Source organism: Prochlorococcus sp. RS04 (assembly GCF_001989455.1).
Taxonomy (GTDB): Bacteria; Cyanobacteriota; Cyanobacteriia; order PCC-6307; family Cyanobiaceae; genus Prochlorococcus_A.
In genome coordinates this window covers 1,225,838-1,239,053 of record NZ_CP018346.1, presented here as the reverse complement: position 1 = coordinate 1,239,053, position 13,216 = coordinate 1,225,838, and the positions used below count along the sequence as shown (strand labels likewise).

12 protein-coding genes and 1 tRNA gene are annotated in these 13,216 nt (G+C 32.4%); 7 read left to right on the top strand and 6 right to left on the bottom strand.

Going from position 1 to position 13,216, the window contains the following annotated elements; translation table 11 throughout:
- Nucleotides 1-120: 120 nt before the first annotated feature.
- Nucleotides 121-1,686: an NAD(P)H-hydrate epimerase gene (locus tag BS621_RS06865; protein ID WP_025913754.1), complete on the bottom strand. Its 1,566-nt coding sequence runs from the start codon at nt 1,684-1,686 to the stop codon at nt 121-123.
- A 46-nt stretch (nt 1,687-1,732) separates the two neighbouring features.
- On the opposite strand from BS621_RS06865, the gene mnmA reads away from it, so the two are divergent.
- Nucleotides 1,733-2,890, top strand: a complete 1,158-nt coding sequence (gene mnmA, locus BS621_RS06860) for a tRNA 2-thiouridine(34) synthase MnmA (RefSeq protein ID WP_077142281.1) — start codon at nt 1,733-1,735, stop codon at nt 2,888-2,890.
- Here mnmA and BS621_RS06855 read toward each other — a convergent pair.
- On the bottom strand, nt 2,883-4,370 hold the full coding sequence (locus BS621_RS06855; protein ID WP_077142280.1) for an acyltransferase: 1,488 nt from the start codon (nt 4,368-4,370) through the stop codon (nt 2,883-2,885). The genes mnmA and BS621_RS06855 overlap by 8 nt on opposite strands.
- Nucleotides 4,371-4,455: 85 nt before the next feature.
- Between BS621_RS06855 and BS621_RS06850 the strand changes: the two genes are divergently transcribed.
- The 3 genes from BS621_RS06850 (at nt 4,456) to sodX (ending at nt 5,982) form a co-directional block, all read left to right on the top strand.
- On the top strand, nt 4,456-5,028 hold the full coding sequence (locus BS621_RS06850) for an FKBP-type peptidyl-prolyl cis-trans isomerase (protein WP_077142279.1): 573 nt from the start codon (nt 4,456-4,458) through the stop codon (nt 5,026-5,028).
- A gap of 78 nt (nt 5,029-5,106) precedes the next feature.
- Nucleotides 5,107-5,580: a superoxide dismutase, Ni gene (gene sodN, locus BS621_RS06845; RefSeq protein ID WP_077142278.1), complete on the top strand. Its 474-nt coding sequence runs from the start codon at nt 5,107-5,109 to the stop codon at nt 5,578-5,580.
- A gap of 9 nt (nt 5,581-5,589) precedes the next feature.
- On the top strand, nt 5,590-5,982 hold the full coding sequence (sodX, locus tag BS621_RS06840; RefSeq protein ID WP_077142277.1) for a nickel-type superoxide dismutase maturation protease: 393 nt from the start codon (nt 5,590-5,592) through the stop codon (nt 5,980-5,982).
- Here sodX and BS621_RS06835 read toward each other — a convergent pair.
- The 4 genes from BS621_RS06835 to BS621_RS06820 are packed head-to-tail and all read right to left on the bottom strand — an operon-like array spanning nt 5,941 to nt 9,891.
- Nucleotides 5,941-6,612 (bottom strand): hydantoin utilization protein A, encoded by a 672-nt coding sequence (locus tag BS621_RS06835; protein ID WP_077142276.1) that lies wholly within the window; start codon nt 6,610-6,612, stop codon nt 5,941-5,943. The genes sodX and BS621_RS06835 overlap by 42 nt on opposite strands.
- A 55-nt stretch (nt 6,613-6,667) precedes the next feature.
- Nucleotides 6,668-7,555 (bottom strand): indole-3-glycerol phosphate synthase TrpC, encoded by an 888-nt coding sequence (gene trpC / locus BS621_RS06830; RefSeq protein ID WP_077142275.1) that lies wholly within the window; start codon nt 7,553-7,555, stop codon nt 6,668-6,670.
- 12 nt (nt 7,556-7,567) lie between these two features.
- A complete protein-coding gene (gene lpdA / locus BS621_RS06825) occupies nt 7,568-9,007 on the bottom strand; it encodes a dihydrolipoyl dehydrogenase (protein WP_077142274.1) in 1,440 nt (479 codons plus the stop codon).
- Nucleotides 9,008-9,018: 11 nt separating this feature from the next.
- Complete coding sequence (locus BS621_RS06820) at nt 9,019-9,891, bottom strand: TrmH family RNA methyltransferase (RefSeq protein WP_423246165.1); 873 nt, start codon at nt 9,889-9,891, stop codon at nt 9,019-9,021.
- 159 nt (nt 9,892-10,050) lie between these two features.
- On the opposite strand from BS621_RS06820, the gene murA reads away from it, so the two are divergent.
- The 3 genes from murA (at nt 10,051) to BS621_RS06805 (ending at nt 13,209) form a co-directional block, all read left to right on the top strand.
- Complete coding sequence (murA, locus tag BS621_RS06815; protein WP_077142272.1) at nt 10,051-11,421, top strand: UDP-N-acetylglucosamine 1-carboxyvinyltransferase; 1,371 nt, start codon at nt 10,051-10,053, stop codon at nt 11,419-11,421.
- A gap of 525 nt (nt 11,422-11,946) precedes the next feature.
- A tRNA-Leu gene (locus BS621_RS06810) sits at nt 11,947-12,028 on the top strand.
- 5 nt (nt 12,029-12,033) lie between these two features.
- The gene (locus BS621_RS06805; RefSeq protein WP_077142271.1) at nt 12,034-13,209 is read left to right on the top strand and encodes an aspartate aminotransferase family protein; all 1,176 of its coding nucleotides are present in this window, start codon (nt 12,034-12,036) and stop codon (nt 13,207-13,209) included.
- The last annotated feature ends 7 nt before the right edge of the window (nt 13,210-13,216 follow it).

Genomic DNA, 13,216 nt, shown 5'->3' with positions numbered 1-13,216 from the left:
GTAAAACTCTCCTACACTTTTCAAGAAATGGCCAAATATTTAATGCGCGCTTCAGATTTCAAGTAATATTTGTACACTTATGTGTTTAAAACTATAAAAAACTCTCTTAAATTGTTTCTTTCAAGATATTTGTCTCGTTTTTGTATTTCTCATTAATTTTGCCAGTTCGTCACCAATAGCAGAAGCATTTGACCCACTTTTGCACTTCGATGCAGCGAATGAATGCAAAAGCACATATTTAGCAAAAAAATCTGTTGATATATTTCTGCACAAGGTTAAATCAATCGCAGAACTACCAGCTACAAAACCAGCTAAAAGATCACCCAATCCAGCTCGAGCTGTCTGAGAATCGGTTCCAAAAAGTTGCCATACTTTTGTATTATCAGCAACTATGCTGTTTGCTCCTTTTAACAAAATACTAATATTGAATTCTTTTGCCGCATCACGTGCAAGCCCAACATTGGTATTAGATTTGATATTAGGAAATAATCTTCCAAATTCTTTAATATGTGGCGTAATCCATGTTTTAAATTTTCTCTCTAAAAAGAAATTTGCTCCCAACTTAGATTCCGAAATTCTATTAAGTGCATCTGCATCCAAGATCAATAATCCTCCAAAATCCATAAGAAAGTCTTTTGATTTTTGCCAATCATTATTATCAATTCCTATTCCTGGGCCGACAGCTAATGAATCAAATTCACTTAAATCAATATTCTTTAATGCACTAAATAAAGATGCATTACCATTTTGATTGGATTGCATAGTTTCTTTTATAACTATTTCTGGAGCAACTTGCCAAATAGATTCAGCAACTAACTCAGGCAGGACAGCCGAGATATAACCTGCTCCACTTGATATGGCCCCTTTTAATGCCAAAAATGCAGCGCCAGGATATTTTTCACTTCCTGCAATTAACAAAGTTTTGCCTCTTTTATATTTGTTGGAATTTTTTGGCAAATAAGGTAGATCAATATTTTTTATATCTTTGTAAGTAATCTTAAAAATCTTTTTTTCAACTTTGGACAGCTTACTAGTAGGGATCCCAATATCTATATGCTGCAATTCTCCAATAAAAGGTAAAGCAGAATCTTGGGTCAACCCAATCTTATAAAGACCAATGGCCAAGGTATAGTCTGCCTTTACTGCGTCTTCTAAAAAAGGCTCTCCCTTATCAGGACATAATCCTGTTGGAATATCAATACTTATTACCTTTCCAGATTTTTTATGAAATTTTTGATTGAATAAATTAATTAATTTATCATCAACTTTTCTTGTTTGATTATTACCAAAAACTGCATCAATCCAAAGATCTTTCCTATTTGCATCAGGAGGCTCTACTAATTTTGTGACACCAATAGATGTAAGATAATTAAGGTGGTCATTTGTCAGTGTTTTTTTTATCGGGAATGGACACCATACCTGAACATAAAAACCTTTCAAAAAAAGCTCTCTAGCTATTACTGCACCATCCCCACCATTATGCCCAGGACCTATAAAAACAGTTATTCCATTATTTAGAAGAGGTTTCTTTTTTAAGAGCCATCTACTAATTTGGATACCAGCTTTTTCCATCAATGCTTCTTGTGGCATTCCATCAGAAAACATTTCTTTCTCTACTATCAACATTTGCTTTGAATCAACAATTAAATGTTTAGAATCAATTGTTGGCCATACAATTTCGTTCATAATTAGTACAAAGCAATTGAAAAACTGTTCAAAAATTTAAACTTCCATGTTAAAGACACAAAAGGATAAAAAATTAGAGAACTTTTTTTCTTCTAATAATAAAACTAAAAAGAAGAAAAATATTATTGTAGGTCTTTCTGGTGGCGTAGATAGTTCCCTTTCAGCTGCTCTTCTTGTAGAAAGAGACTGGAATGTTGAGGGACTAACTCTTTGGCTAATGAAAGGACAGGGCTCCTGTTGTTCTGAAGGATTAGTAGATGCTGCTGGCCTTTGTGAAGATTTGGGAATTAATCATAAAATAATAGACTCAAGAGAAATTTTCGAAAGAAAGGTAATTAAAAAAACTACTGAAAGCTATGAGAAAGGATTCACTCCACTGCCATGTTCGATGTGCAACAAGAATGTGAAGTTTGAAGAGATGCTTAATTACGCAATAAGCAAAAAAGACTTTACTCATATTGCGACAGGACATTACGCAAGGATAAAAAAGTCATCTTATGCTGAAAAAATTAATTGCAAGAGCTTTGTATTTAAAGACTTCCTTCTTCTCAGAGGTGCTGACGAAAACAAAGACCAAAGTTATTTTCTTTATTCTCTTTCCCAAGAAGTACTAAGCAGATTAGAATTTCCTCTAGGTGAAATGAAAAAAGAAGATACAAGAAGGGAAGCCCTCAGATTAGGCCTTAGAACTGCTCAAAAACCAGAAAGTCAAGATTTATGTTTAGTTGAGCATTATGGATCAATGCAGATATTTATCGACAAACATATAGAACCCAAAGAAGGAGAAATTGTTCATGTAAATGGGAAAGTCCTTGGGACGCACAATGGAATTCAGCACTTTACGGTAGGTCAGAGAAAAGGGTTGGGCATTGCTTGGCCGGAACCTTTATATGTAAAAAGTTTAGACAGGGGAAAAAACATAGTTTATGTAGCAGATAAAAGTGATCTCTTTAATAAAGAAGCAATAATTAGTGAGGTTAACTGGGTTTCAATCGAAGAACCTAAGCAAGAGATTGAAGTAGAAGCACAAATCAGATATAGAAGTCATCCAGTAAAAGGAACTTTAATCCCTTTGAAAAGTAAGGATCATCCTACTAAAACATTTAAATTAATTTTTGAAGATAGTCAAAGTTCGGTAACGCCCGGACAAGCTGCAGTTTTTTATAAAGGAGAAATTTTATTAGGTGGAGGGTTAATTAATTAATTTTCCAAAAGATATTTAATCCCATAAAAAATATAAACAAAAACAAAATAGGTTTATCGCCAAATTTTGTATAGAAAGTCTTTTCGGATGAAAAATTAGGGTACACTATTTCATTTAGCTCAACATCATAATCTAAAAGTTTAATTATTTTTCCATCATATTGAACTAAGCCCGAAGGGCCCGTATTTGATACTAGTAAATTATTTTTCTTATTTTCGATACTTCTTAATCTAGCCAAAGATAGAAATTGATTATAAAGCTTAGCTGGATATGGATCTAAATTTGCTGCAGTTATTATTAGTTTTGCACCGCTATTAATGGCCTTTCTTATTTCTAGTCCATCACTAATTTCGTAACATATAGCTACTGCTAGTGGGGGTGTAATTTTAGTATCAAAATATCTTGAATCAGAGCCAGGTTGAATTCCTCCTACTGCAGATAATCCTCTTGAAAAAATATCTAGAAATCTAGGTATTTTTTCACCTATTGGAACAAGTCTATTTTTATCAATATATGAGGTAAAAGATTTATCTCCAATTTGAAATCCGAGTAAAGAACTTCTTAACTCATTATTTGAATTTCTGAAACCTCCTGACAAGGTATTAACCTTAATGCCTTTAGAAAAATAAAAATTATTAGATAGAGTTCCTTCAGGAGCAACAAGAAGTTTCGCTTTGTTTGATAAAGCATATTTTTGAGCGATGGATAGCTTTTCTTCAATAAATTCATCATTTATTTTTAATTTTTCTCTTGTTGGTATATTAGTTTGCCAAATAGCTACTGGATATTCATAATTTTTTTTTAATGGACTTGTTAAACCTCCAAATAAATGTAAGAAAATAAAAACCAATAGTCCTAAAAGAAATATTTTTTTAAAGTGAAGTTTTCTTTCCCATCTACCTTGAATATAAAAAATCCAAAATCCAATCAATATTTGTAATACGCATAAACCACTTGCACCAATCCATCTTGCTAAACCAGCAAGATAAATATCACCTGGGATAAGACTCTCTCCTAAACCTATCCAAAAAAAAGGTGTTTGAGAAAGTATCAGTTCCCCAATACCCCAAGTCAATGATAAAAGAAATACTTTTACTGTTAAAGATAATATTTTCATTTTGAAAACATCCTCTTTCCAGAGAATAATTTCAACTAACAATCCCCATAAATAAACTAATATCCCACCCAGAAAAGCGCAAAATAATAATATTAAAATGGTAATTATTAAACTTGCAAGCCATGAGAAACCAAGCCATGTCAATGGATGAAGATCATAAAGCCAAGAATGACTTATCAAGATAAAGAAAAAACCCCAACAAAAATTTGCTATTCTCCTTTCACTTCCCTTCCATAAGATAAATAAAGATATCGGCATAAAAATCAGCCAAAAATGTGTTGAAACTGAAATTCCTCCTAAAACCCCTCCTAAACAAGGGTAAAAATATTGTCTTAGACTTTTAATTTGAGTTGGGATTAACAATCTAAAATTACGAAATTAAATTTATAATCACCCATTTATTGTACCTTCATTCTGTAAACTAACTTTAGTAACTTTCAAAATTTAAGTGAAAGAAGTCTTTATTAGTTTTGCAGTTTTTGTTTTTTGTGTTTCATTAACTCTTTTCAGTCAATTTAATTCACCTCAAGTTGTTAATGCTGCTGAATCAGAAACTCAGTCAGTTCAAAGAACAACTGTTGCAAAATCATCAAATGTCTCAAATAATAATTTATTTGAACTAGACCCATCAGATCCAAATCCTATACTTTTCGCTATGGCAGAAGAAACGCCATCAGACAACAATTCAAGGACTACAGAAAGTGGTCTAATTATTGCAGACATCGTAAACGGAGAAGGAGATGAAGCTAGTGCTGGTCAAACAGTTACTGTAAATTACACAGGAACTCTAGAAGATGGGACACAATTTGATACCAGTATCGGCAGAGCTCCATTCAGTTTTCCCTTGGGTGCTGGACGAGTAATAAAAGGTTGGGACGAAGGTGTAGCAGGCATGAAAGTTGGAGGCAAAAGAAAATTAACAATACCTCCGGAACTTGGATACGGATCAAGGGGAGCTGGAAATGTGATACCTGCTAATGCGACTTTAATATTCGAAGTTGAATTATTAAAAGTCAATTAAATTAAGTAAGAAAAATATCTAAGACTTTTCAATTTAGTTAATCTCCAAGTAATATATATACAACACCAAATATTTGAAATGTTAAGTAAATTCATCAATTCTTTTCTAGATAAAAAATCCCCAATGACAGTCCATGCTCACTGCGATGGTCCTTGTGGTGTTTACGACCCAGCATCTACGAGAGTTGCAGCTGAAGCAGTTTTATCAATGACAAAAAAACTTATTGCATTAGAAGCTCCTTCTAGCACTGATTCAGCAGAGTGGGCTGCATACAGTAATACATTTTCTAGATATGTTGCTGTTAAAGAAGAGCAAGCAAAAGAAACAAAGAAAGAGATTCTAATTTTGTGGACAGATTATTTTAAACCAGTTCACTTAGAAACTTATCCAGACTTACATGAGACCATTTGGAAGGCGGCCAAATTGTGCAGTGCATGCAAAGTTAATATTGACTTATCCCAAGCTGAAGAACTTATGAGTTATGTAGAAAAAATTCATAATATTTTCTGGGCTTCAAAAGGAAGATCAGACGCTTTTGTAAAAGCTAGTTAACTCAGAGTTATTTTCAAAAGTTTTTTTGATTTTATTTTATTTTTTTTAGGTTTAAGAAAAACCGCGATTATTACTGGTGAATCGATGTTCCCTTACCTAAAAGAAGGGGATATTGTATTTTTTAAAAAATATAAAAAGAATAAATCAATACTTAAAAATCGACAAATAGTTATTTTTAATCATCCATTTAAAAATAAAAATCTAATAAAAAGGATAAATTCAGTAAATCAAAATAACATTGAGGTTATTGGAGACAATATTGAATTTAGTGAATATAGTAATAAATTTGGATTAATCAATAACGAAAAAATAATTGGGATTGTCACCTCTAAATTAATTATTCCTAAATTAAAAAATTTTTTAATTCAAAAAAACAGAAGCACTTCTTTGAATCCAAAATAATCCCAAAGAAAAGGAAAGCCCTCCTGCTGCAGTTATTAATCTTTTAATAAATTTTTGACTTGCTTTAAAAGTGGTAAAAGATATTAAACAAGTAAAAAGATTCATACTTATAAGTGAACCAATCAAATATGAAATCAAATATAAGCAAGCGCTTGTTAGAGGTAGTGCTAAAGCAGGAAGAACTGCAAGAAAATGTGAACCTCCAGCTATACCGTGTAGCAAGCCTAAACCAGTCAAAGCATGTGAGTGCCTATTATTATTTTTTTGTTCCTTAACATGAAAGTGAAAGTGACGATGGGCAATTCCATTCCCATGCTTATGGGAATGCGAGTGAATACTTAATTGAAAAGAATTTTTTATAGCAAATACTCCAACAATTAAAAGTGAAATTCCAACAAGGAATTCGGCTATACTAGAAAATTTGTTTAATGGCGTAATATCCTTAATAAAAATCGCTAGAAAAGCTAACAAGAGGACTCCTGAAGAATGACCCAAGCCCCATGAGAAACTATTTTTAAGAGCTTTTTGAGGATTATTAATCGCTGCCGGTGCCATTGCAATTAGATGATCAGCTCCACTAACTACATGTACAAAACCTGCCACTATACCTGTTAAAATTACAGCCTGCATATATATTCAGTACAACTCTGTTTATTCAATTTTATAGCACGATTTGAAGTCAATATTAAATTGAGTTAAATAATTTCTTGAACGATTGTTCAATATCAGTTTCTCTCATAAAAGTTTCACCAATTAATACTCCCATGATTCCAATAGATCTAAGCGATTCTAAATCTTCGGCACAATTAATTCCGGATTCACTAATGGGAATAATATTTTGTTTTAAAAATATATCTGCATATGTATGCATCAATTCTATTGATGTTTTTAAATCAGTTTTAAAAGTCTTTAAGTCCCTGTTATTTATTCCAATCAAATTAAAAGATTTTAACTTTAGAATCCTCTCTAATTCATTAGAGTTATGGACTTCAACAAGAACACTCATCTGTAAATTATCAGCTATTTTCTTTAAATAAATTAAATCATCATCACTTAAAATCGCAGCGATTAATAATATTGCATCAGCACCAGATACCCTTGCTTTATAAATCTGATAAGCAGAAATAATAAAATCTTTGCAAATAAGAGGGAGATTAGTTGATTTCCTTACAGTTTCGAGTATTTCAAAACTACCTTGAAAAAACCTTTTATCAGTAAGCACTGAGATACATGATGCACCTAGTCTTTCATAACAAATTGCTATGTTTTCAGGGTTAAAATCTTTTCTAATAACTCCTTTACTCGGACTAGCTTTTTTTATTTCAGCAATAACTCCTGGTTTTATTTTTGACTCCAAAATATTTTTACAAAAATCTTTGGGAGTAGGAAGTTTTTCAATCTTTTTGATGAGATCTTCTAAAGAGACTATTTTTTTAAAATTCTTAATTTCAATATCCTTGTGCCAGACAATTTCTTCCAGAATATTTTTTGCTTGTGCTTCTCTATGAGGTACAGCATATTCTAAATTTTCTACCCTTACTGTAGGATTTGGTGGCCTGCGTCTTATCTCCATTAATCTAAGATATTATTTTATTTGAGAAGCAGCTTGTTTATATGCGACCTCAACTACTTCACTAAGAGTAGGATGAGTATGAACTTCTTTAGATAATTCAATTACATCTTGGTTCCTCGAAATAGCGTTCGAAATTTCTTGAATTAAATCAGCTGCATGTAACCCAAAAATATGAGCACCTAATACTTTCCCATTATCTTTATTGAAAATCAACTTCAGCAATCCATCACTTTCCAATTCAGCCAATGCTTTTGAATTAGCCTTAAAGAAACTTTTGACAACTCCCAAAGTAAAATTTTCTTTTGCAGATATCTCTTTAGCTTCAACTTCAGAGAGACCAACTGAACTTATCTCTGGGTGAGTAAAGGTTGCTGCGGGGATGCTTTTATAGTTAATTTCGACATTACCACCGCAAATATTATCAACAGCAATAGTACCCTGCGCTGCAGCTGTATGGGCAAGCATTAGTTTGCCCGTTACATCTCCAACAGCCCAAATGTTAGGTATTATTTCATCACCATTCTTAACTCTCATTTGATCATCTACAGGAATGAAACCTTTTACTGTTTCGATACCAACCGACTCAAGATTTAAGTTATTACTATTAGGACTTCTGCCAGTTGCGACTAGTACAGCGTCAACTTCTAAAGTTTCTACAACTTCCTTAGATTTTGCATCAGTCAGTTCTATTTTTACAGGGCATCCAGGTATTATTTTTGTCGCAAAGACATTTGATTTTGTATCTATATCTCTTGCTTGAATAAGGCTCTTCTTAGCAATTTTAGTGATGTCTGGATCAAATGTTGGCATAATATTTTCCAAAGCCTCGATCATGGTAACTTCACAACCAAGCGCGGTATAAACATCTGCAAATTCTAGACCTATATATCCGCTTCCAATAATTGCTATCCATCTTGGAAGCCACTCAAGTTTAACCGCATCATCGCTAGTAAATACGGTCCTATTATCCAAAGTTATTCCACGGGGCACAAAAGGAGAAGAGCCTGTTGCTATAACAATATTCTTACATGTGAAAATTTTATCAATTCCGTTTTTATCTCTTACACCTACTTTTTGATTTCCTTCAATTCTTCCAATGCCCAAAATAATTTCAACTCCACTCCTTTTAAGAGTTTTTGTTAAATTTTCTCTAACATTTAAAACTAAATTATTTGCATGATCTGCAATTTTTGATCTCTCGAACCTTACTGGTGAAGCATGTATACCAAATTTAGCTAAATGTTCATAATTAGCTATTTCTCTAACTTTTCCACTTGCAGCTAAAAGAGCTTTAGATGGAACACAACCCTTATTAACACAAGTGCCTCCCATATCAGAAGATTCTACTATTGCGACTTTCAGTCCCTTACCAGCAGCATGTTTAGCGGCATCAAAACCTCCGTATCCTGCTCCTATTACTATTAAATCAAAATCAAAACTTGAATCAGTCACTTTTTATTTATTTATTTAGAGGTGTATGCGACTCTTTTTCGTTCAAGTAATAACGGAACTGCTACACAAGCCACATTTAATGATTCTACAATCTCACTATGCGGAATTGTAATTGTTTCATTAAAAGCTTCTTGAATTTTTTTATGAATACCTTGACCTTCATTACCCAAAATTAATGCTGTACGTCTAGACCAATCAACTTCCCAGTAAGGTTTTGAAGGTTTTTTTGAACTCTCATTATGGCTACTAGTAGAGAAAATCTTAAATCCTACATTTGATAATTCAGACAAAGTCTTAAGTAAAGAGTTTAATATTTCTTCTTCAATGCCATCAAATCTTAAAAATGGCAGATGAAAAACTGCACCTGAGGATGCTCTTAATACCTTTTGGCCTAATGGGTGCGCACCTCCAGCTAAAAAAATTGCATTAACACCCGCAGCTAAAGCGGTTCTAAATAGATTACCCATATTCCCAGGATCTTGAATTCTGTCGAGAACAAGAACAAAATCATCTTTTCTGTTAAATTGATAATTAGGTATTTCTGAAATCTCTACTAAAGCTGCTATTCCATCTGGATTAATTGTTGAAATCGCAGATGCCAAGACTTCCTCTGAGACAATATTTATTAATGACTCATCAAATTTTTTGCTTAGATTTTGATTCTTTCTTAGCCATTTTTCGGTAACTAAAATCTTAGAAGGATTTTTTCCAGACTTCAGCAATTCTTCAATGAGATGTGTACCCTCTATGCAAAAAAAGTCTTGATCTTTTGGAGATGTTCCTCTCTTAAATGATCTAAATCTTTTAACTAGATTATTGTTTTTACTAGTTATTTTTAAAAAAGTATTTTCTATGAGTATTTTAAAAAATTTGTTATCAACTATATTTTAATTACATAAATATTTTGATCAATTATTTATTAAATTTTTATTTCCCAAGAAATCAAAAAATACATTTTCACTTTTAATTAATATTCATGACGTTACATAGGGTGGACTTAATATTATTAGTTTGTCATGATGAATCTAATAAATTAAGTCTTAATGATTTGCGGAAGCAAAACAAATTCATATCTTAAATCGCAAAATTTAAAGATTCTTGGCCAAGGCAAGTTAAATGGAATAGTTGAAATAAGTGGTGCGAAGAATTCCGCATTAGTTTTATTAGCCTCATCATTGCTAACTAATGAAAAAATAATTCTTGAAAATGTACCTTTTCTCACTGATATTGAAAAGATGGGGAATATCTTAAAGAATTTAGGAGTGAATTTAGTTCGTAAAAATAACCAACTAGAAATAGATCCAACAACTATTTCGATTAAAGAACTTCCATATGAACTTGTTAAAGGATTAAGAGCTAGTTTCTTTTGTATAGGTGCACTATTAACTAAATTTGGAGAAGCTCAAGTACCGTTACCTGGCGGATGCAATATTGGTTCAAGGCCAATAGACGAGCACATTAACGGATTAATCGCACTAGGAGCAGACATTATTATTGAAGAGGGAATTGTTAAGGCAAAAACAAGGGGGAATAAAAATAGACTTCATGGTACTCATATTAAATTAAATTGTCCAAGTGTAGGTGCGACTGAAACTTTAATAATGGCAGCATCTTTAGCTAAAGGAAGAACTACTATTGAAAATGCTGCTAGAGAGCCTGAAGTTCAAGATTTATGTCAAATGCTTAATAAAATGGGGGCAAAAATTTATGACTCCGGTAAAGAAACAATTATTATTGATGGTGTTAATAAGCTTGGCGGATGTACCCATAAAGTAATTCCAGACCGAATAGAAGCTGGAACTTTTCTAATAGCTGCTGCTGCAACTTCCTCTTCAATAACAATTTCTCCAGTAATCCCTCATCATCTTGAAGCTGTCACTAATAAGCTTCAAGAGAGTGGGAGTAAAGTCACGATTAAAGGTAATTCAATTTCTATCAAGAGTAAAGAGATTAAAGGAGTAGATATTGAAACAGCTCCTTTTCCAGGCTTTCCTACTGATTTGCAGGCACCATTTACAACTCTAATGACAATCGCAAATGGGGAATCAAAGATAACCGAAACAATTTTCGAAAACAGAATGAATCATATTTATTTACTTAATGAAATGGGTGCTCGTATAAAACTAAACAAAAACGTAGCTCACATCAAAGGTGTTAAAACAATTAAAGGAATGAATCTAGTTGGCTCAGATTTAAGGTCATCAGCTGCATTAATAATTGCAGGAATCATCGCAAAAGGTAGTAGTAAGATCTATGGATTAGAACATTTAGATAGAGGTTATGAAAATTTTGAATTAAAACTAAAAAAATTAGGTATTAAAATAACCAGAGATGTTAGTAAAAGTACTTTTGAGAAGAATGAATATAAAATTAAAACTAAATCTGAGAAACTTTCAAAACTAGAAGCAGCTTAATCATTTCCAACAATTTTTCAAACCAAAAGTTGATTCAAACGTAAGCAATATTGATTAGTGAAATACAACCTAAAAATAATATAAACAAAACTAGAAAGCGATTAGACCAAATTTTATTTAAACCATTAAATTTGAATTCGTTCATACCCAAGTTCCGCTATTAGATCCGAATGTTGTGAGTATAGTTACTGCAATAAAAAGATAAGGGACAAATTTAAAAGATAATTTTTTAGCTTGAGTTTTAGACATTTGTTTTTTTCTAAATATAACACAATATTACTAATTATGAAGCTATCTCCTGCCAAAAAAGGTTTTTAGGTGCACTTAATCACAAAAATGTATCATATATGTTTAAATTTTCCTTTTTTCCTCATTTCTTGTCAGCAAATGCAATAAATAATTCTATGTTTTTATCGAAAAGAATAACTATTAACAAAGGTTATCTGGAAACTGTTCCTTGACCAAAACAATAGTCAATAAGTTGATTTTTGTTATAATAAAAAGGTTCAATTTTTCAAAAGCCTTGGGAGCGTGGTGGAATTGGTAGACGCACCGCACTCAAAATGCGGCACCTTCGGGTATGTCGGTTCAAGTCCGACCGCTCCCACTTTAATGAATACCTATAGTCGATTCGATATATCATTCAAAAAAGGAAAAGGTTGTTGGCTATGGGACAAAACAGGTAAAAGATATCTTGATGCAGTCGCTGGTATAGCAACTTGTAGTCTTGGACATAGCGATAGAGTTTTGAGGAGAAGGTTATCAACTCAACTAAAAAAGATTCAGCACATTTCTAATCTCTACAACATTGAAGAACAAGAACAATTAAGCAGAACTTTAACTAATATGAGTTGTGCTAAAAGCGTCTTCTTCTGTAATAGTGGTGCGGAAGCAAATGAATCAGCAATTAAATTAATTAAAAAATATGGAAATAAAACAACTAAAGGTAAAGAATCAATTATTCTCGCAGCAGAATCCAGCTTCCATGGAAGAACACTTGCAGCCTTGAGTGCCACTGGACAACCAAAATATCAAAAAGGTTTCGAACCAATGATTCAAGGGTTCAAATTTTTTAAATTTAACAATTTTGATTCGGTAAAGAAATTATTTGAAGAGTGTGAAAATAATGATCAAAAAATTTCCGGCGTTTTAGTTGAGCCAATACAAGGCGAAGGCGGCGTAATTCCTGGAAGTAAAAAATTTTTTAAAAGCCTGAGAGAAATATGTGATAAATATAATTCTCTTCTAATTCTAGATGAGGTCCAAAGTGGAGTAGGTCGAACTGGGAAAATGTGGGGTTATGAGAATTTAGGAATTGAACCTGATGGATTTACCCTTGCTAAAGGATTAGGAGGAGGTCATGCAATTGGAGCGTTATTGGTAAAAGAAAAAGCCAACATTTTTTCTCCAGGGGATCATGCAAGTACTTTTGGAGGGAACCCATTTGCTTGTAAAGCTGCCCTAACTGTATTAGAAGAAATAAATAGAAGAAATATTATCAATAATGTTTATCAAAGAGGGGAACAATTATGTGCTGGGTTTGAAGAATTGTCAAAAAAATTTCCAAATATTATTAGTGGGAAAAGAGGTTTAGGTTTAATACAAGGTATTGTGATCAATGATGATTATGCTGATGCAAAAAAAATTACATTAAAAGCTTTTGATAAAGGTTTACTGGTAGTTCCTGCAGGAGGAAATGTTGTGAGAATTGTCCCACCATTAGTTATTTCTCGAAGAGAAATTAATATTCTTTTAAATAAGCTAAATTCAATTTTTGAAGAGTTATAGCAATTTA